Annotated in this window: 23 protein-coding genes; 13 read left to right on the top strand and 10 right to left on the bottom strand. The window is 34.7% G+C overall.

The window, feature by feature from the left end; translation table 11 throughout:
- Positions 1-288: 288 nt before the first annotated feature.
- The gene (locus tag OLM51_RS03110) at positions 289-1,194 is read right to left on the bottom strand and encodes an NAD(P)/FAD-dependent oxidoreductase (protein WP_264552947.1); all 906 of its coding nucleotides are present in this window, start codon (positions 1,192-1,194) and stop codon (positions 289-291) included.
- A gap of 11 nt (positions 1,195-1,205) precedes the next feature.
- On the bottom strand, positions 1,206-1,559 hold the full coding sequence (locus tag OLM51_RS03105; protein WP_264552946.1) for a MerC domain-containing protein: 354 nt from the start codon (positions 1,557-1,559) through the stop codon (positions 1,206-1,208).
- A gap of 93 nt (positions 1,560-1,652) precedes the next feature.
- Here OLM51_RS03105 and OLM51_RS03100 point away from each other — a divergent pair, with 93 nt between their 5' ends.
- The 3 genes from OLM51_RS03100 to OLM51_RS03090 all read left to right on the top strand — a co-directional run bounded on the left by OLM51_RS03100 (position 1,653) and on the right by OLM51_RS03090 (position 4,732).
- Positions 1,653-2,045, top strand: a complete 393-nt coding sequence (locus OLM51_RS03100; protein ID WP_264552945.1) for a Fur family transcriptional regulator — start codon at positions 1,653-1,655, stop codon at positions 2,043-2,045.
- Between the two features lie 74 nt (positions 2,046-2,119).
- Entirely contained in the window at positions 2,120-3,991 is a 1,872-nt protein-coding gene (locus OLM51_RS03095) for an Nramp family divalent metal transporter (protein ID WP_264552944.1), read from the top strand.
- An 87-nt stretch (positions 3,992-4,078) separates the two neighbouring features.
- Complete coding sequence (locus tag OLM51_RS03090) at positions 4,079-4,732, top strand: metal-dependent transcriptional regulator (protein WP_264552943.1); 654 nt, start codon at positions 4,079-4,081, stop codon at positions 4,730-4,732.
- Positions 4,733-4,773: 41 nt separating this feature from the next.
- On the opposite strand, the gene OLM51_RS03085 is transcribed toward OLM51_RS03090, so the two are convergent.
- From OLM51_RS03085 to OLM51_RS03050, 8 genes are all read right to left on the bottom strand, one after another.
- Positions 4,774-5,259, bottom strand: a complete 486-nt coding sequence (locus OLM51_RS03085; protein WP_264552942.1) for a DinB family protein — start codon at positions 5,257-5,259, stop codon at positions 4,774-4,776.
- Between the two features lie 9 nt (positions 5,260-5,268).
- Entirely contained in the window at positions 5,269-5,667 is a 399-nt protein-coding gene (locus OLM51_RS03080; protein ID WP_264552941.1) for a hypothetical protein, read from the bottom strand.
- 183 nt (positions 5,668-5,850) lie between these two features.
- Positions 5,851-6,633 carry an enoyl-CoA hydratase/isomerase family protein gene (locus OLM51_RS03075; protein ID WP_264552940.1) on the bottom strand — a complete coding sequence of 261 codons (783 nt, stop codon included), beginning with the start codon at positions 6,631-6,633 and terminating at the stop codon, positions 5,851-5,853.
- A gap of 11 nt (positions 6,634-6,644) precedes the next feature.
- The gene (locus OLM51_RS03070) at positions 6,645-8,060 is read right to left on the bottom strand and encodes an ATP-binding protein (protein WP_264554269.1); all 1,416 of its coding nucleotides are present in this window, start codon (positions 8,058-8,060) and stop codon (positions 6,645-6,647) included.
- Between the two features lie 148 nt (positions 8,061-8,208).
- Entirely contained in the window at positions 8,209-8,757 is a 549-nt protein-coding gene (locus OLM51_RS03065) for a CopD family protein (protein ID WP_264552939.1), read from the bottom strand.
- Positions 8,758-9,327 carry a hypothetical protein gene (locus OLM51_RS03060; RefSeq protein WP_264552938.1) on the bottom strand — a complete coding sequence of 190 codons (570 nt, stop codon included), beginning with the start codon at positions 9,325-9,327 and terminating at the stop codon, positions 8,758-8,760.
- 16 nt (positions 9,328-9,343) lie between these two features.
- Positions 9,344-10,363 (bottom strand): ferrochelatase, encoded by a 1,020-nt coding sequence (gene hemH, locus OLM51_RS03055; RefSeq protein WP_264552937.1) that lies wholly within the window; start codon positions 10,361-10,363, stop codon positions 9,344-9,346.
- A gap of 232 nt (positions 10,364-10,595) precedes the next feature.
- Positions 10,596-11,468 (bottom strand): helix-turn-helix domain-containing protein, encoded by an 873-nt coding sequence (locus OLM51_RS03050; protein WP_264552936.1) that lies wholly within the window; start codon positions 11,466-11,468, stop codon positions 10,596-10,598.
- A gap of 228 nt (positions 11,469-11,696) precedes the next feature.
- Between OLM51_RS03050 and hemA the strand changes: the two genes are divergently transcribed.
- From hemA to hemB, 10 genes are all read left to right on the top strand, one after another.
- Positions 11,697-12,947, top strand: coding sequence for a glutamyl-tRNA reductase (gene hemA, locus OLM51_RS03045; protein WP_264552935.1), 1,251 nt, complete (start codon positions 11,697-11,699; stop codon positions 12,945-12,947).
- Positions 12,948-13,056: 109 nt separating this feature from the next.
- Positions 13,057-13,983: a hydroxymethylbilane synthase gene (hemC, locus tag OLM51_RS03040; protein ID WP_264552934.1), complete on the top strand. Its 927-nt coding sequence runs from the start codon at positions 13,057-13,059 to the stop codon at positions 13,981-13,983.
- The gene (locus OLM51_RS03035) at positions 13,983-14,660 is read left to right on the top strand and encodes a uroporphyrinogen-III synthase (RefSeq protein ID WP_264552933.1); all 678 of its coding nucleotides are present in this window, start codon (positions 13,983-13,985) and stop codon (positions 14,658-14,660) included. The genes hemC and OLM51_RS03035 overlap by 1 nt, the downstream gene beginning before the upstream one ends.
- Before the next feature lie 131 nt (positions 14,661-14,791).
- Entirely contained in the window at positions 14,792-15,817 is a 1,026-nt protein-coding gene (hemE, locus tag OLM51_RS03030; RefSeq protein WP_264552932.1) for a uroporphyrinogen decarboxylase, read from the top strand.
- 81 nt (positions 15,818-15,898) lie between these two features.
- Positions 15,899-16,276 (top strand): hypothetical protein, encoded by a 378-nt coding sequence (locus tag OLM51_RS03025; protein WP_264552931.1) that lies wholly within the window; start codon positions 15,899-15,901, stop codon positions 16,274-16,276.
- Positions 16,277-16,278: 2 nt separating this feature from the next.
- Complete coding sequence (locus OLM51_RS03020) at positions 16,279-16,830, top strand: GNAT family N-acetyltransferase (protein WP_264552930.1); 552 nt, start codon at positions 16,279-16,281, stop codon at positions 16,828-16,830.
- Entirely contained in the window at positions 16,820-17,722 is a 903-nt protein-coding gene (gene hemF / locus OLM51_RS03015) for an oxygen-dependent coproporphyrinogen oxidase (RefSeq protein WP_264552929.1), read from the top strand. The genes OLM51_RS03020 and hemF overlap by 11 nt, the downstream gene beginning before the upstream one ends.
- Positions 17,713-18,651, top strand: coding sequence for a DUF4421 domain-containing protein (locus tag OLM51_RS03010; protein WP_264552928.1), 939 nt, complete (start codon positions 17,713-17,715; stop codon positions 18,649-18,651). Before hemF ends, OLM51_RS03010 begins: the two co-directional genes overlap by 10 nt.
- Positions 18,652-18,746: 95 nt before the next feature.
- Positions 18,747-19,634 carry a fructose bisphosphate aldolase gene (locus tag OLM51_RS03005; RefSeq protein ID WP_264554268.1) on the top strand — a complete coding sequence of 296 codons (888 nt, stop codon included), beginning with the start codon at positions 18,747-18,749 and terminating at the stop codon, positions 19,632-19,634.
- A gap of 94 nt (positions 19,635-19,728) precedes the next feature.
- Positions 19,729-20,721 (top strand): porphobilinogen synthase, encoded by a 993-nt coding sequence (hemB, locus tag OLM51_RS03000; protein WP_089053472.1) that lies wholly within the window; start codon positions 19,729-19,731, stop codon positions 20,719-20,721.
- Position 20,722 lies beyond the last annotated feature (1 nt).

Genomic DNA, 20,722 nt, shown 5'->3' with positions numbered 1-20,722 from the left:
AATAATTTTTAGACAAAACTAAAAATTAAATTTGATAAATAATTATTCTTAAAGAGATATTTTAAAACAATTCAATTTCAATACGTTAAAAATGTTTAAACGCACAGAAACACATCATCTAGTTCCTCTTAAAAAGAATAAAAAGAAAAGCTAGATTTCACATACATCTACGTGTATTAATGAAAGTCAAACGCTTTTTGACTTAAACCTTTCCTATTCAAATCTTGTTTCCCCTACCCGAGCCAGGGGCAATATATCGCTTCAATAAAACCCGACAGGTTTACATCATCAAAAATCCTCGTCAATAAGTTCTTTATTAATAACAGCTCCTACAAAAGATCCCGAAGAAACAGCCAAAGCCACAGATCGCATTTGAGTACTACAGTCTCCGCTGGCATAGACACCCGAAATATTTGTCTTTTGCATAAAATCAGTTTTAAGCAACCCTTGTTCGTTGAATTCACAACCCAAAATTTCGGGTAATGGACAATGTTGCTCTAGAGGAGGTTTTGCATAAACGGCTTTCACTTCAATCTTTTCATTGTTTCCAAAAACAATATTCAAAATATATCCGTCACTATGTTCAAACGAATCAATTTTATCTTCAAAAATTGAAACATCGTGCTTTTTAAGGATTTGAATTTGTTCCAAAGTCAACTCCGACTTTCCATTGGTACATAATCTCAAATCTTTAGTCCAATTTGAAATTAGTTTTGCATATTCAAATCCCATTTCTCCGTTTGCAATAATGGCCGTTTTCTCATTTTTCACTTCATAGCCATGACAATATGGGCAGTGTAAAACTGAAATACCCCAGCAATCTGCAAATCCATGAATCTCTGGAAACAAATCTTTAACTCCGGTTGCGAATAGTAATTTTCTTGAAGTAAAAACATCTCCTGATGCTGTAGTGACTTCAAAACCATTTTCGACTTTAACAGCTTTTACTGCAAGTCCCTTATAAAATTCAACAGTTTTGTAAAGATCAACCTGAAGTTTGGCTTTCGCCGAAATAGTGGCAGGCTTTTCACCATCTTGTGTTATAAAATTATGGGAATAAGGCGTTTGTCTGTTACATGGCAAACCGCTGTCGATAACTAAAACCTGACGCAAAGAGCGTCCTAAACTCATTGCAGCAGACAATCCACTATAGCTGCCCCCAATGATAATCACTTCGAAATTGCTTTTATTCATAATAATCTATTTTAATGATGCTGCTTTTTGTGTATCTTGTAATTCATCAAATGGCCAATGATCATTCCTGTTCCTCCAAAATAAATTAAGTCCAGATGGATCTCAAAAAAAAGATCACTCAGGACACTAATCCAAATCAAACTCATTGAAACAATCAAAATAGAGGAGATTAAAAGAGACGATTTTTTTATAATTTTGATAACTGCAAATAACCCAATTAAAGCAAAAAGTAAATCTATTACCGGGTTATGACTTATCCCTAAAGGAAGAATTGTTAAGAGTGGAAAAATCAAACAATGAACCAAACAAATGGTAGCACTTGAAACTCCTAAAATATCGTAAAAAGATGTCGTGGTTTTCTTCATTTTCTGTACATTTGTTTAATGCAATATTGTTGCAAATATACACATAAAAACAAAATCGCAACAATGTTGCGTTAATTTTTTTAATTTATAAAAATGAAAATAGCACGCAACACCGCAGCAAAGACAGCCGTTTTAGAGATTTTTGAGAAATCTAAGACTGCCCTTTCTCATGCCGAAATTCAAAAACAAATAAACGATTTGTGTGACCGCGTTACCATTTACAGAATCCTTGACCGTTTATTAAACGATGATATCATACACAAAATATCTAACCTTGACGGCACGGTAAAATATGCAAAATGCAATCATGCACATCAACGTGTGCACATACATAATCATGCTCATTTTAGTTGTGAAAACTGTCATGAGATTACCTGTCTTGAGAATGTAAAACCAAGTTATATTATGCCGCATAATTACAAAGTAAAAGAGATCAATTTTACTTTATCTGGTTTATGCCCGAATTGTTTAAATTCTAATATTTAAGTTTTAGGCTTGTCTAAAAATATTGTTGAGCGAATATAATTTTTCTATATATTTGGAAAATCAATATTTTAGCAATGACCAAATCTTTAGAAGAGGTAAACCAATCGGTAGCCACAGAGCATAAAAAAACAGGATTTAGAAAAATTTTAGCCTTTTTGGGTCCGGCATACTTAGTAAGTGTAGGATATATGGACCCCGGAAACTGGGCAACAGATATTGCCGGCGGTAGCCAATTTGGTTATACATTAGTCTGGGTTTTGTTAATGAGTAATCTGATGGCTTTACTTCTGCAAAGTTTAAGTGCCCGATTGGGAATTGTCACACAACGCGACCTCGCTCAGGCTTCAAGAGAAACCTATTCAAAATATATTAATTACATTTTATACTTTTTGGCCGAAATTGCCATTGCTGCATGCGATTTAGCAGAAGTACTTGGAATGGCTATCGGAATCAATCTTCTTTTTGGAATTCCGTTGCTTGAAGGCGTTCTGATTACGGTTTTAGACACCTTTCTATTATTATTTCTGATCAATAAAGGAATCCGTAAAATGGAGGCCTTCATTATAGCTCTGGTTGCCATTATTGGTTTTTCTTTCATTTTTGAAATGATCTTTGCTGAACCCGAAGTTTCTAAAATAATTGCTGGACTTGTTCCCTCTATTCCAAATTCTGCTGCTTTGTATATTGCAATCGGAATTATTGGGGCAACAGTAATGCCACACAACCTTTACTTACATTCTTCATTGGTTCAAACCAGAAAATTTGACAGAAGTCCGGCCGGAATCAAACAAGCATTAAAATATAACCTCATCGATTCTACAATCGCTTTAAATCTAGCTTTTTTCGTAAATGCAGCAATTCTGATTCTTGCCGCCGCAACTTTTCATAAAAACGGAATGTTTGAAGTAGCCGAAATTCAGGATGCACATCAGTTTCTTGAGCCTTTATTAGGAACCAAATGGGCGCCAATTCTTTTTGCCGTTGCCTTAATCGCTGCGGGACAAAGTTCAACCGTAACCGGAACACTTGCAGGACAAATTGTTATGGAAGGTTATTTACATTTACGCATTCAGCCTTGGGTACGTCGTATTATAACCCGTTTAATCGCCATTGTACCTGCCTTAATCGTAATTTATATTTATGGCGAAAACGTAACCGGAAAATTACTAATCTTAAGTCAGGTAATACTAAGTCTGCAACTAGGTTTTGCCATTATTCCGCTTATACATTTTGTGAGCGACAAATCAAAAATGAAAGGTTTTCACATTACGACCACCACGCAGGTCATTTCCTGGATAATTGCCCTAATCATTGTGTCGCTTAATGCAAAATTAGTTTATGATGAAATCACTTCATGGCTTGAAACTTCAAATAATCCAATCGTAATTTGGCTTACCGTCGTGCCACTGGCTTTTGGATTCTTAGCGTTATTGCTGTATATTGTTTTTAAACCTTTTGTAACAAAAGCCAAATCGAAAATAACCAATCATTCACCACACAATTTAAACCTTCAGTTTACTGCAAAAGCAAGTCAGACCGTCAAAAACATTGCTATTTCAGTTGATTTTTCCAATGCAGACGAGGCAGCACTTAACCATGCCTTTGAATTAGGCGGAATGGAAACACAGTATACCTTAATTCATATTGTTGAAACGGTTGGTGCTTTAATGTATGGCACTGAAACCCACGATCACGAAACCACAATAGACGAGAAATTGCTTTTAGAATATCAGGATATGTTAACTAAAAAAGGATTTAAAATAGAAACTGAGCTTGGTTTTGGAAAACCCAATACAACAATACCGAAAATTATCAATGCCGGTAATTTTGATATTTTAGTTATGGGAACCCACGGCCATACTGGTTTAAAAGACATCCTTTTTGGTACAACTGTAGATAAATTGAGACATAAAATTTCGATACCTTTGTTGATTGTTAAGAAATAGTAACAAAGGCTCAGAGGTTCAAAGGAACAAAGATTTTAAACTCTGAACCTCTGAGCCTTTGCCTCTTTGAACCTCAAAAAGAAAAAAATGACCTTTTCAGAAGAAAACTACTTAAAATCGATATATCACTTAACAGCTGCTTTAGAATCTGAAGTGAGTACCAATGCAATTGCTGAAATGATGGAAACCAAAGCTTCATCAGTTACTGATATGCTTAAAAAGCTGGCGGAAAAAGATTTAGTGAATTACAAAAAATACCAAGGTGTTTCCTTAACAGAAAACGGAAAATTAGCCGCCAAAATGATTGTTAGAAAACATCGTTTATGGGAAGTTTTTTTGGTAGAAAAATTAAATTTCAGCTGGGATGAGGTTCATGATATTGCAGAACAGTTAGAACACATCAAATCGGAGCAATTGATTAACCGTTTGGATGATTTTCTTGGAAATCCTACAGAAGATCCGCATGGTGATCCAATTCCGGATGCAAACGGCCGTATCATTAAAATTGAGAAACAACTTTTATCAGAATTAGAAGAGAGTCAAACCGGAGTTTGTGTTGGTGTGAAAGATACTTCATCTGAATTTTTGAAGTATCTGGATAAACAGGAAATCGCTTTGGGCTCAAAAATCCAGTTTCTTTCTAAAGAATCTTTCGATTTATCAGTGAGAATTAAAGTCAATGAAAGAGAATTATCTATTTCTAATAAAATTGCCTCAAATTTGTTTGTAAAGCTTGTTTAGAGGTTATTTCGAAAAGATACACGAAAAAGGTTCTTAGATTATCAATATTCTTTATCAGTTTGTGAAACCCATTTTCCTGCTGTATCAACATTTTGTCTCAACAATAAATTTAACTGCCCAACATGATGCTGTACATGCCTCATGTTGTACAGAATCATCTCAATTCGATTGTAATTTTTATTTTGGGTAATGAATCTTTCTTTTGAAGTTTCTTCGTTTAATCCATCAATTAAATAATAAACCTTTTTACGTGAATACTCAAGGTATTCAAGCAATTCTTCTTTTAGATAGATTCTTTCTGGTAAAATTCCTTTTGGATCAAATTCGGATAAAGAAAATGGTGTAGGTGGAGAAAATGCATCGGGTTCAGTAGAGGAATAATAATCCAGCCAAAAAATAGTATGATATGCGGAATACCAAAAGTCTTTTTGGTTCCAAAAACTTTCAGGGCAAACTAAAATTGAACTTTCGAGCATATCTATAACAGCTCCAAATTGTCTCCATAATATTCCCTTAAGTTCATTCATAGTTAACTTTTAAACAATCCCTTTTTCTATCATCTCCAGCATTACTGGTGAAGCATTTTTAAACGTTGGAGGCTGCTCGATAATACTTCCTGCGTTCTTTTTGTTTACTTTGAAAGTAAGATCATTATCAGTCGTGAAAAGTAAAGCGGTCAAAAACGGATTCTTTATATACGTTCCTAAAACCAATAGAGCTTCATCCAAAGTATGAATACTCTCAATTTCTTCGGTTTTGTAGCGAGTTGTCAATGATATAGAATAAGTATTATCTTCGTTCAATACCAATCTAAAATAGATATTTTTAATCTCTGTGTCCCCCATAGTCTTTGCCAAAGTAAGTTTTGCGAATGTTCCTGCCTGGATACTTTCTCTAACTCGTTCACAAAAAAGGGCAAATATTGGTTCGTACATTTTTTTTAAGGTGCTAAGGTTCTAAGATGCTGAGGTTCTAAGGTTTTTCAACCTTTGTCTATTATTTTAACCGCAAAGGTCGCAAAGTTTTTTCGCAAAGGGCACAATGAAAATTAAAAACTTTGCTCCCGATAGCTATCGGGATTGCGTAAATCTTAGCGGCCTTTGCGGTTAAGAAAAAAATTATTTTCCTGTAAATTCTGCTTTTCGTTTTTCTAAAAAGGCTGTTGTTCCTTCTTTAAAATCCTGAGTGCCGAAACATTTACCAAATGATTTGATTTCAGTATCAAAACCGTTTTTACCATCTTCAAAATTGGCATTGATCGCTTTTATAGCTTTTGCAATAGCAAAAGGAGCATTTTTTATAATTTTCTGAGCGATTCCGTTTGTAAAGTCAAGAAGTTCCGCTTGAGGAACAACATAATTTACCAATCCGTATTGTTTTGCTTCATCAGCAGAAATCATTGCTGCAGTCATAATCATTTCCATTGCTTTGCCTTTACCAACTAACTGAGGCAAACGCTGTGTTCCACCATAACCAGGAATTAATCCCAGAGTTACTTCCGGAAGTCCCATTTTAGCATTTTCTGAAGCTACTCTAAAATGACAAGCCATTGCCAATTCTAATCCACCGCCTAATGCAAAACCATTGACAGCTGCAATAACCGGTTTTTTAAGATTTTGAATAAAATCAAACAAAGATTCCTGTCCTTCTGCTGCTAATTGTGCGCCTTCAATTATGGTATAATTAGCAAACTCCGAAATATCAGCTCCAGCCACAAATGCTTTTTCTCCGCTTCCTGTTAAAATAATAACACGAACGTCATCATTTTTACCCAGTAATTTGATTGCTTTACTAAGATCACTAATGGTCTCTTTATTTAAAGCATTTAATTTTGCAGGTCTGTTGATCGTAATAGTAGCTATTTTCTCTTCAATAGAAATTAAAATATTTTCGTAATTCATGACACTAATATTTATGAGTTGGTGATAGGTAAAGAAACCCTAAATGTGGTTCCTTTTCCGTAAGTTGATTCAAAGGTAATTGTTCCTTTGTAATTTTCGATAATGTTTTTAATAATTCCTAGTCCAAGCCCCATACCGCTGGTTTTGGTAGTAAATTTTGGTTCAAAAATTCGGCCGATATCTTGTTTCTGAATTCCAATTCCGTTATCTTTTACTGCTATTTCTACGTGATCATTTCTACGTTTTACGGTAACCAGAATAGATTTTTGAAATTGACTTTCCGGAATTGCCTGAGTCGCATTTTTAACCAAATTAGTAATCACACGTATTAGTTGTGTTCTGTCCATTTTCGAAATAATTTCCTCTTCGTCACTTTCAAAAACAATATAATCTTCATTAAAAATGTCTAGAGCAAGTTCAACAACCGCAACCACGTTTAAGGTTTCATTTTGCTGTGCCGGCATAGAAGCAAAATTCGAAAATGCTGAAGCTACAGCTGTCATGGTATCGATTTGCTGTATTAAAGTTTCGGAGTAATCGTTCATTTTTTGCTTTACTTCCGGATCGTTCGGGTCAAACTTTCGTTGAAAACTCTGCACCGTTAATCGCATTGGTGTAAGCGGATTCTTGATCTCATGCGCTACTTGCTTTGCCATTTCGCGCCAGGCTTCTTCACGTTCACTTTGAGCAAGTTTGATCGCACTGGTTTCCAGCTTATCCACCATTCCGTTATAAGCTTTAATAAGGAAATTAACTTCTTTACTGGTTGCCTCAATAACTATTTTCTCGTTTTTCTGGTCTAAATTGGTTTCTTCCAGTCTTTCAGAAATAGTTTTTAGTGATTTTGTAATGTATGTCGAAAGAAAATAAGCCAACGCAAAAGCCACTATCAACATAAAAGAATAGACCTGACTTAAACGAATTAAAAAAGTATTTAACTCATTATCATAATAACCATCGTCTTCTAAATAAGGTAAATTTAAAATTCCGAGAGGTTTGAATTTTTCATCTTTTATTAAACTATACGAAGATCTGTTTTTAACGCCATCAATGGTTTTAATGTCTACAAAACGTTTTTCGATAGAAGAACGAACTAATTTTAAGATATATTCCGGAATTGGCGGCGGCGCTTTATCGACTGCAAAAGATTCTTTTGACGATTTCAACAATTTCCCGTCAAGACTATAAATATTGATTTCAATCTTATGAATCTGCGCTAATTCGTGGATTTTATCTTTGAAAATTAAATCCAGATTCTGGGTTTTCAGCGGATAAGTTGTGGTTGAAAGAACATAATTGATGTGCTCTTTTACCGCGTTTTCTTTTCGCTCTAAACGTTCCTGATGGTATTCTTTGGCCTCCGTTTTAAACTGAATAATCGAAATTGAGGCCAATAAAAAAGACGCTACAACAATCAATACAATCATCGACAGGAAAATCCTGGTACGAAGCGAAAGCATTGACATTTTAAAGTTGTTCAGCATGTTTTTTTGATTTGTTTCAAGTTTCAGGTTTCAAGTTTCAGGTTATCGACTGTGACAAAACCTGAAACTTGAAACCTGAAACAAAAGAAACTTATTTCTTCTCTCTAATTCTTTTATAGAAACGGAATCCAAGCATAATTAAAACCGAGAATAAAACAATCCCAATTACGCCGTAAATCCAGTTAATCGCATTTTTTAAAACTACTAAAAAAACTACGGCAAACAAAATAATCGTTGCGCCTTCATTCCATAAACGCATAAAATTATTCGAATATTTTACCTCATCATTTTGCAATTGTTTGAAAATCTGATGGCATTTACCATGATATAAATACAAAAGGAAAACAAAACACAATTTTACATGCATCCACGGCATTTTAAGCCATGCGTTTCCTAAATCGGTAAAAAATAACATCCAGAAAGCAAAAATACTCGCCAAAACTGCCGATGGCCAAGTTATGATATACCACAAACGATACGTCATAATTTTATATTGTGCCTGTAGAATTTCTTTTTCCGGAGATGGTTTTTCATTGGCTTCGATTTGATATACAAACAAACGCACAATATAAAACAAGCCTGCAAACCAGGTAATCACAAAAATAAGATGCAGCGATTTTAGATAGTTATAATATTCCATTTATTCTTTAAATGTAGATTTTTTAAAAAGATCAATCATTGCTTTACCATACTCTTCATCTTCATAAACTATCGATGCGATAAAGATTTTATCTATAAAAGTTCTCGAAAAAAGCACTAATGTCACCTTTGTTTTTCCATCTTCGGTTATTGTGATAGTCGATTTTCTAAACTCCAAACCTGAAACACTTTCGGTACTTACAGCGTAATCCCCCAATTTGCCTTTTGGATAAATTTGTCCAACATTCTTTAAAAGAAGAAAATCTTTTAATCTCATTTTCAAATCAGCAGATCGGACATCTCCAGAATAATCTTCGTAATTTGCTGAAAAATAATTGACCTTATCTCTCTTAAAAGCAACGATAGAATGTTCTTTTTTAACTAAAGTCGAATCTCCTTTAATTTCTCCTTTTTCCTTTACATCAACTTTTTCATAATCATCAGGAATACTTATTTCCCAGTTGAATGTTTTATCAAAAAAACTGTTATTCACAAAAGTGTCTCTTTTTTTACATCCAGTCAAAATCACCAGAGTCAGAAACAAAACCGAAATCTTTTTTACTTTATTCATTTATAAAAACATATTATTATTTAGCCCAATCGTTTATCCAGTTACTTACCGTTTGACACCATTCGTCGTCGTCATTTAAACAAGGAATTGCAAGGAATTCTTCTCCTCCATTGGCTTCGAAATCTTCTTTGGCACGCATCGCGATTTCCTCTAAAGTTTCTAAACAATCGGTAACGAAAGCCGGAGTTACAACGGCAATTTTCTTAATTCCTCTTGATGGCATTTTATCGATTTCGATATCTGTATAAGGTTCTAGCCATTTATCGCCTGCTAATCTGGACTGGAAAGTCACACAATATTTGTCTTTCGGAATTCCTAGTTGCTCTACAACCAAACGAGTAGTCTCGTAACAATGTGTTCTGTAGCAGAATTCTGCTTCAGGAGATCCTACTTCACAGCACATTTCGTTGGTTACGAATTTCTTGTGTGATTTTGTTTTGTCTGTTTTACGAACATGACGTTCGGGAATTCCGTGATACGAAAACACTAATTGATCGTAATCGAATCCTTCCAGATTCTTTTGAATAGAATCGGCCACATTTTTGATATAATCCGGTTTATTGAAGAATGCCGGAACATCGCTGAATTTCATGTGAGGAAATTTCTTCTTGCGAATTTCTTCTGCCAAAACTAAAATAGTCAAAGTTGAAGCCATCGCATATTGGGGATAAAGCGGGAAAAGCAGCACTTCGGTAACGCCCTGATCGCTCAGTTCCTGCAAACCTTTTTCAATTGTCATAGATCCGTAACGCATTGCAAGCGAAACAGGGATTTTAGACAACGGTTGTACTTTTTTGTGCATTCTTTCTGAAAGAACAATTAGTGGTGAACCCTCTTCCCACCAGATTTTTGCGTAAGCGTGTGCAGATTCTTCTGGTCTTTTTCTTAAAATAATACCACGAACTAGTAACGCTCTTAATAAATACGGAACATCAATCACGTATTTATCCATTAAAAATTCGTCTAAATAGGGTTTTACATCTTTTGGTGTTGGACTGTCTGGTGATCCTAAGTTTATTAAAAGTGCGCCTTTCATTATGTGTTTTTGCTTTTAGGCTTTAAGCTCCAGGCTTTAAGCTTTTTGTTTGTTTTTAAAATTTTCGTCAAAAGTAGAACTTGTCTCTTTTGGGAAATATGATAATTATTACTTTTTAATTATTGTAGAATATTTAAAATTGATTCGAACAATTCGTGAAATTTTTCACGCAGATTTATACAGATTAAAGCAGATATGCGCAGATTAAATTCGTGAATTTGTGGCAAACAACCTAAACATTCGTATTAATCGACATCAAATACTTCTTTGGAGTTGTAGCAAACTTTTTCTTGAATGCCGCTATAAAGTGACTTCCCGTACTGTAGCCTATTTTAAGTCCCACTTCGTTTACATTATACGAACCGCTGTCTAACAGTTTTCGGGCGAAATCCATTTTATAATCAAAAAGGAAACCGTAAACCGTATCTCCATAAATTTGTTTGAAACCCATTTTGAGTTTTTTCAAATTCAAACCAATTTCATCTGCCAATTCTTGCAATCCGGGAGGTTCAGCCATATTGGCGATGATAATTTCTTTTGCTTTTCTTATTTTCAAAACGTTATCTTCATCAATCAAAAACGGACATTGTTCTGCGTTTGGATCTTCTGTTCTGTTAAAGTACAAACTCAGCAATTCGTATCCTTTTCCTTTATAATACAGGTTTTTTATAGACGGATGAAGATTATAATGAAACAACTGACTCAAAACAATTGCCATTGACGGACTGATGTTTCCTTCGTTATAATACTTTTTATCCTTATTATCAGGACTTAAAAACGTAATATAATCGGCTTCTGCAGAAAACAACGCGTGAAATTTCTTGATCGATACAATTACAGAAATCACCCAGGAATTTGGAGCCAATTCTAAATTTAATGGTAATTCTTTCTGCGGATTGTACAAAAGCAACGATTTTTCCTCCTTCAGATCTAAAGCATAAGTACCTTGATTAAACAGGAATTTCGCATTGCCTTTTATCCCGAAGTGAAACTGTATCAAGCCACTACCAACCTCGTGCTGCCCAAAAAACGGTTCTAAACTGTCGTTTTGAAAACGAATAAGCGTAAAGTCGTCTTCAATTTTTATAATTTCCTGAGAACTCATAGCGATATTTTTTTGAAAAGAAAATCAAAACATAACCCAATTCTTATTTAGAATCACTCTAAACAAATCCTTTCAAATGAGTTGATTTTGCTACAAAAATAGTTCTTTTTGCTCAAAAACACCTATTTAGGTTCAAAAAAACATACAGCGATATAAAAAGTACTTTTAGCGTTACTTTTATAAACACTATAGTAATAATTTTGTAGCACTTTATAGGAAGTGAATTTTATGGAAAACAATAATGTACCGAAACACCTTTATTTTTACTCAGTTGGTCTGAGTTATAAAAAAGCTGATGCTGAGGTCAGAGGTCAATTTAGTTTGGACGCAACTGCAAAAACACGTTTGCTGGAACAAGCTAAAAACGATGGAATAGAAAGTTTAATTGTAACTTCAACCTGCAACAGAACCGAGATTTATGGTTTTGCAGAACATCCATTTCAATTAATAAAACTTATTTGCGATAACAGTAACGGATCTGTTGACGCTTTTCAAAGAGTTGGTTTCGTTTACAAAAATCAGGAAGCTATCAATCATATGTTTCGTGTTGGAACAGGATTAGACAGTCAGATCTTAGGTGATTTCGAAATTATATCTCAAATCAAAACCAGTTTTACACATTCAAAATCTTTAGGTCTAGCCAATGCTTTTCTGGAAAGATTGGTGAATGCGGTAATTCAGGCAAGTAAAAGAATTAAGACTGAAACAGAAATCAGTTCTGGTGCTACTTCGGTTTCTTTTGCATCGGTTCAATACATTCTTAAAAATGTAGAAGACATCAGTAATAAAAACATTTTACTTTTCGGAACTGGAAAAATCGGAAGAAATACATGTGAGAATTTAGTAAAACATACTAAAAACGAACACATTACTTTAATCAACCGAACTAAAGATAAAGCAGAAAAATTAGCAGGAAAATTAAATTTGATTGTTAAAGACTATTCTGAATTACATTTAGAACTTCAAAAAGCCGATGTTGTGGTTGTAGCAACCGGCGCACAAAACCCAACAGTTGACAAAGCGATCTTAAATCTTAAAAAGCCTTTACTGATCCTGGATTTGTCTATTCCGAAAAATGTTCATGAAAATGTCGAGGAATTAGAAGGTGTAACTTTAATTCACATGGATTATTTGTCTCAGTTGACAGATGAAACATTGGAAAACAGAAAATTACATATTCCCGCAGCTGAAGCGATCATTGAAGAAATCAAAGAAGAATTTGTTATCTGGATGAAAGGCCGAAAATTTGCTCCGACAATTAATGCCTTAAAAGAAAAATTAAACGCGATCAAAGTTTCGGAATTGGATTTTCAAAGCAAAAAAATCGCCGATTTTAATGAAGAGCAGGCTGAAATCATCAGTAACCGAATCATTCAAAAAATCACTACACATTTTGCAAATCATTTAAAAGACGACAACACCATGGTCGATGAAAGCATCGAGTGGATCGAAAAAGTCTTCAAAATAAAAGCATCTTAATAAAATCAAATTTTAAACCATATAAGTTATATAAGTTCATTTAAAAACTGTGTTTTACCCAAACTGCTTAAATTTACTTATATAACTTATATGGTTCAAGAAACAAAACATGGCTGAAAAAACAATCAGAATTGGAACTCGTGACAGCGAATTAGCACTTTGGCAAGCACACACTGTAGAAAAGAAACTAAACGATTTAGGTTATAAAACCTCAATTGTGGCTGTAAAATCTCAGGGCGATATTATTCTGGATAAACCACTTTATGAATTGGGGATTACCGGAATTTTTACCAAAACCTTAGACATTGCCATGATCAATGGCGATATTGATATTGCGGTGCACTCGATGAAAGACGTTCCAACAGCTTTACCTAAAGGTATTGTTCAGGCTGCTGTTTTAGAAAGAGCCAATGTTTTAGACATTTTAGTGCACAAAGGCAACACTGATTTTGCCAATAAACCAAGCACCATTGCAACCGGAAGTCTGCGTCGTCAGGCACAATGGTTCAATAAATACCCAAATCATACTGTGGTTGATTTACGCGGAAACGTGAATACGCGCATGCAGAAGTTACAAGATAACAATTGGGACGGCGCTGTTTTTGCTGCTGCTGGTTTAGAGCGTATCAACTTAAAACCTGAAAATTACATCAATTTAGATTGGATGATTCCAGCACCGGCACAAGGAGCGATGTTGGTTGTTGCAATGGAAAACGACAATTATACTTTGGATGCACTTTCTCAGTTAAATGATATCGAAACTGAAATCTGCACCCATATCGAACGTCAGTTTTTAAGAACGCTTGAAGGCGGGTGTACTGCTCCAATTGGAGCTTTGGTCACTTATAATGAAGACGAAGACACTTTGCATTTTCAGGGTGTTTTACTTTCTATTGACGGAAAACAAAAACTGGAAGTCAACAAAACGGTTGATATTTCTGAATGGAAAAAATTAGGTTTCAACTCGGCTCAGGAAATTTTGAATAACGGAGGAACGGAATTGATGCACAAAATAAAAGAATCACTGAAAAAATAATGGCAAATCCGATTCAGATATTATCTACTAAAATATTATCTCCTCTTCATAAACAAGAGTTAATGAAATACGGCATTGAACTAATCGAAGCCGATTTTATCAAAACCGAAATAAAATCTTTTGAATTAAAAGACCTCAACGAAAGTCTGATATTTACAAGTCAAAATGCAGTTCATAGTATTTTATCTGATCCCAAATCGGAAGAACTGCTACCGAAGCTTCGGGAGAAAAACGTTTATTGTGTGGGACTTAAAACCAAAACGCTATTAAGCGATAATGGGTTTAATGTTGTAGCATATACAGGTTACGCTTCAGATTTGGCTGAAATCATTACTTTAATTTACGCAAATGAGAGTTATACTTTTTTCAGTGGAAACTTAAGAAGAGATACTTTACCAGACGCTTTGAAAGAAGCAGGAATAAAATTCAATGAAATTCAAGTTTACGAAACTGCTTTACAGCCTCAAAAAATAAAAGCAAATCCGGAAGCTTTATTGTTTTTTAGTCCATCTGGAGTTAATAGCTACTTAAAAGACAACACGATACAAAAACAAATCTGCTTTTGTATTGGCGACACAACAGCAGAAGCTTTATCAAAAATCACAAAAAACATTATCATCGCAGATCAACCCACAATTGAAGACGTGATCGAAGATGTAATTCAGGAATACAAATAGCAATATGCTTTAGGCTTTAAGCCATAAGCGAAAAATAATTTAGCAATACGCTTTAAGCTTTAGGCTTTAAGCAAAAGAATATAGACAAACACCGCTTAAAGCCTAAAGCTTAAAGCCTAAAGCAAAAAAACATGTTAAAAAACGACTTATTTTTAAGAGCATTAAAAGGAGAAACAGTTCAGCGTCCGCCAGTATGGATGATGCGTCAGGCGGGAAGATATTTACCTGAATTTAGAGAACTGCGTGATAAATATGATTTTTTTACACGTTGCGAAACTCCGGAATTAGCCGCTGAAATTACCGTTCAGCCAATTCGCAGAATTGCTCCTGATGCTGCTATTTTGTTCTCAGATATTTTAGTAGTGCCTCGCGCAATGGGAATTCACGTAGAGTTGAAAGATAATTTAGGGCCAATCATTCCAAATCCGATTCGTACAATGGAACAAGTGAATCAAGTTTTTGTTCCAGATGTAAATGAAACATTAGGTTACGTTTTCGATGCTGTGAAATTGACCAAAGAAATGTTGAACGACGAAGTTCCGTTAATTGGTTTCGCAGGTTCTCCCTGGACAATTTTCTGTTATGCAGTTGAAGGAAAAGGTTCTAAAAGTTTTGATACTGCAAAAGGATTCTGTTTTTCAAACCCAGTTGCAGCACATACATTATTACAAAAAATTACAGATACAACCATTTTATACTTAAAAGAAAAAGTAAAATCGGGAGTAAATGCCGTTCAAATTTTTGATTCTTGGGGAGGAATGCTTTCTCCTGTTGATTATCAGGAATTCTCATGGAAATACATCAACCAAATCGTTGATGCTTTGGCTGAGGTTACCCCGGTTATTGTTTTTGGAAAAGGATGTTGGTTTGCTCTTGGCGAAATGGGTAAAAGTAAAGCTTCGGCTCTTGGAGTAGATTGGACTTGTTCGGCAAGAAATGCTCGTTATTTATCTGGAGGAAACATCACTTTACAAGGAAATTTTGATCCGTCAAGATTACTTTCTCCAATTCCGACTATCAAGAAAATGGTTCACGAAATGATCGACGAGTTTGGAAAAGACAAATATATTGTAAATTTAGGTCACGGAATTTTACCAAATATCCCTGTAGACCACGCAAAAGCGTTTATTGACGCTGTTAAGGAATACGGACAATAATAAGTTGAATGTTTATGGTTTATGGTTGATCGTTGTTGAATATAACTATCAACCATAAACATTCAACCAACAACTCAAAAAATGCTAAACAAAGGACTTAGAGACGAAGAATCTATTAGAATAGAAAATACTCTACGAACTTTGCATGCCTTAATTTTTGTGCCGAAATTTTGGAATGCTGAAGACACAAGTCTTATTGATGAACAACTAAAAAATTTTGGTTTAAGTTTACAAAGAACCATTGAAATCCCAGAAGAGGAATTAATTCTGCTTTTACAACGATGCCATTTAGACTGGAATCAGCAAGAACAATTTGCTGATATTTTATTGGAACTTTCTGTTGAAAAACAATTCGACTTTCTAGGAAAAGCTCTTGCCATTTACCAATATATCCAGCAAGAAAGTAAAGTTTTTTCTTTTGGAATAAATGCTAAAATCACTTCGCTAAAAAACAAATAAAGATGAGTTTTACAGATTGGAAAACAGACCGAATCGAAACTATTCTTCCTGAAGAGTTTTACACACTTATTGAAAAGAATACAAAACATATCGAGAAAACCTTCCCTGTTACCTTATCTCATTGCTTAGATTTAGAAAAAACAAAAAGCTTCATTGCTTATAACCAAGATAAAGAAAACCACAAAGAAGGATATTATTTCTATGCAAGAGATATAAAATCCAATACTTTAATTGGCTATTTATGTGTAAAAAGCATTGATAACAGAATTTCAAAATGTGAGTTGGGTTATTTTGTTGATGAAGATTATCAAGGAAAAGGGATTACTTCAAGGTTGGTTTCAGAAACATTAGATTTTTGTTTCAATACTTTAAAAATGAATAAGGTTTTTATCTGTACTTCAAAAATCAACAAAGCGAGTCAACAGATTGCATTAAAACACAATTTTAAACAAGAAGGAATATTACGAGACGAATTTAAAGGTGGCGACGGAACATTTGAAGATGTCGTTTATTTTGGATTACTCAAATCAGAATATAATCAACATGAAAGATAAATTTTTCTCATACATACAACAATTACAAGATCAAATCTGCGCTGGATTAGAAGCTGTTGATGGAACAGCAAAATTTCGCGAAGACTTATGGAAACGTCCTGAAGGCGGTGGAGGAAGAACACGTGTTATTGAAAACGGAGCAGTTTTCGAAAAAGGCGGAGTTAACATTTCAGCCGTTCATGGAAAACTTCCGGAAACGATGCAGAAAATGTTTAATGTTGGTGAAGCCGATTTCTTTGCCTGCGGATTAAGTTTGGTTTTACATCCTAAAAACCCAATGGTTCCTACTGTGCACGCCAATTGGCGATATTTTGAAATGTATGACGAAAAAGGAAATGTTATCGAACAATGGTTTGGTGGCGGACAGGATTTAACGCCTTATTACTTGTTTGAAGAAGATGGAACGCACTTTCATCAAACGTGTAAAACAGCTTGCGATAAACACAATCCAGAATTCTATCCAAAATATAAAAAGCAATGTGATTCATACTTCTGGAATGCACACCGAAACGAAGCCCGAGGACTTGGTGGTTTATTCTTTGATTATTGTAAAGCAAATGAACAAATGTCAATGGAAAACTGGTACGATTTTGTAACCGAAGTTGGAAATAGTTTCCTGGAAGCATATGTCCCAATTGTGGAAAGAAGAAAAGACCTTTCTTATTCTCCGGAACAAAGAAACTGGCAGGAAATTCGTCGTGGCCGCTATGTTGAGTTTAATCTGGTTCATGATAAAGGAACTTTATTTGGATTAAAAACCAATGGAAGAATCGAAAGTATTCTAATGAGTCTTCCACCGCATGTGCAATGGGTTTACGATCATCATCCGGAAACTGGAAGCGAAGAAGAAAAATTGATAAATATATTAGAAAATCCGCGCGAATGGATCTAAAACTGATTTACATATTGTTTTTTGCAGGTGTTTTTGGGTGTTTTGCCCAAAATGACACTTTGCAGAATCCGTATTTTAAATCTTATAGCGATAAAATTACTGCCAGCGTTTATTATCTGGACACTTCAAATAGTTTTCAGATTGCTTCAGATGGTCAGGACCCGAAAATATTTGTAAATCTTATCCCGAACAGAAGAGAACAGATTGGTTTTAATTTAAACTATAAAATCATTGATGTTACTGTTGGTTTTGCACCCAAATTTCTTGGAGGAAATAAAGGTGACTCTAATTCGAAACACTTTAATTTCAATACCCGTTTTTATTATAAAAAATGGATCCAATCGTTCACTTTTATCAATCAAAAGGGGTTTTATATCAGTGATGATAATATAACGGCTCAGCTGCCACATATGCGTACTACAAAAATTGGCGGATCAACAGCATATGTTTTCAATGATAAATTCTCTTTTAAAACACTGGTAAGTCAAAATGAGTGGCAAACTAAGAGTTCAGGTAGTTTTATCCCGACTTTCTCATTTTACTACACCAATATAGACTTAAATACTCCCGATTCATCACCCGGCGATATTTACGTATTTACCATAGCACCTTCCTATTTTTATAACTTTGTCATTAGCGACAGGGTTTTAGTTGGTGCAGGAATTGCATTAGGCGCAGGAATTAATGATGTCAATGGCGATACATCTGCTCTGTATCAGGCAGATTTTAATTTAAAACTGGCTTATAACAAAGATCGTTTTTTTGGTTTTGCAACTCTTAATACCGTAAGCTTTGCACAAGATGATAAAGTTGATCCTCGATTAAATGATAATATTGCTACTTTAAAACTTTCGGTAGGATATCGATTTGATCCTCCAAAAAAGGTAAAAGAGGTCTATGACAAGGTAAACAAGAAAATTGGGCTTTAGAAAACAGCAAAAAAACAAGCATGGATACATGACTCTCGATAACTGGGTTTTATAATTAATAAAATTTCGTCATTATGGAAAATGGAAATGTAAAAATCAACACAGCACAATTAGACCGTATGCATTCCGGAAAAGGCTTTATCGCCGCACTGGATCAAAGTGGCGGAAGTACTCCAAAAGCACTGGCGCAATATGGTGTAAAGGAAGACCGTTACAAAAATGACGAAGAAATGTACACACTGGTACATGAGATGAGAACAAGGATCATTAAAAGTCCGGCATTTGACAGTAAATATATTCTGGGTGCTATTTTGTTTGAAAACACAATGGATCGTAAAATTGACGAACAATGGACAGCTGATTATCTGTGGAAAGAAAAAAACATTGTTCCGTTTTTAAAAGTTGACAAAGGTCTTGCTGATCTTGCAAATGGCGTACAGTTGATGAAGCCTATTTCAAATCTTGACGAATTATTAGATCGGGCAGTAGAACGAAATATCTTTGGAACTAAAATGCGTTCTGTTATCAAAGAAGCGAATCAGGAAGGAATTCGAGAAGTTGTTAAACAACAGTTTGAAATAGGCAAACAAATTTTCAATAAAGGATTAATTCCAATTATAGAACCAGAAATTGATATTTACAGTGTCGATAAAGAAAAATCAGAAGAAATTCTAAAAGAAGAAATCAAGCAACAACTTAATTTATTGGATAAAGAGGTAAAAGTAATGCTTAAATTATCCATTCCAACGGTGAATGATTTTTATAGCGAATTAATCTCTGATCCACATGTAGTACGTGTCGTAGCACTGTCTGGTGGATATGGTCAGGATGAAGCCAATAATAAACTGGCGCAAAACCACGGATTGATAGCAAGTTTCTCAAGAGCATTGTCTGAAGGACTTGCTGCTGATCAAACTGAAGAAGAATTTGACACTAAAATAGGCAAAACAATCAAAAAGATTTATGAAGCTTCTATCACATAAAAGCAAATCAGAAACAACATTATAAATTACAATTAATAAAATAATTTAAGATTTCAGAATTCAACCTGAAACTTTAAACTTTAAACAAAAAATTATGTTCCCATTACAAAGAAACCGCCGTTTAAGAACCAACGAGTCTATTCGTTCATTAGTTCGTGAAACCAGCTTAAGTCCACAGGATTTTATGCTTCCTATGTTTGTTGCAGAAGGAAAAGACGTAAAAGCAGCTATTCCGTCAATGCCGGGAATTTATCGTCATTCTTTAGACAACACGATTAAAGAAGTAAAAGAAGCGTGGGATTTAGGAATTAAAGCAGTTAATATCTATGTAAAGGTAAGCGACAATCTAAAAGACAATAAAGGAACTGAAGCCTGGAATAAAGATGGTTTGATGCAACAAACCATTCGTGCAATTAAAGATGCTGTTCCGGAAATGATTGTAATGCCCGATGTTGCGCTTGATCCATATTCTATTTATGGACATGACGGAATTATAGAAAATGGCCAATTGATTAACGATGCAACCGTTGATGCTTTAACTCGTATGAGTTTAAGCCACGCTGAAGCCGGAGCCGATTTTGTCGCTCCAAGTGATATGATGGACGGAAGGGTTTTGGCGATTAGAAAAGCATTAGAAGAAAATGGTCACCATAACGTGGGGATTATGAGTTACAGCGCCAAATATGCTTCGGCATTTTATGGACCATTTCGTGATGCTTTAGATTCTGCTCCGGTAGATTCACAAAATATCCCAAAAGATAAGAAGACTTATCAGATGGATTATGCCAACAGAATTGAAGGAATTCGTGAAGCATTATTAGATGTTGAAGAGGGTGCCGACATCGTAATGGTAAAACCAGGAATGGCCTATTTAGACATTGTTCGTGAGGTAAAAAATGCCGTTCATGTACCGGTTGCAGTTTATCAGGTATCTGGTGAGTACGCTATGGTAAAGGCCGCAGCAGAAAGAGGATGGCTTGATCACGACAAAATCATGATAGAGCAACTTTATTGCATTAAGCGTGCGGGAGCGAGTATTATCTCAACTTATTTTGCAAAAGAAGCTGCTGTAATTTTAAATAAATAGA

The organism is Flavobacterium sp. N2038, assembly GCF_025947185.1.
GTDB lineage: Bacteria > Bacteroidota > Bacteroidia > Flavobacteriales > Flavobacteriaceae > Flavobacterium.
Note: the sequence above shows the minus strand (reverse complement) of the source record. Positions and strands in the feature narration are given on the sequence as shown.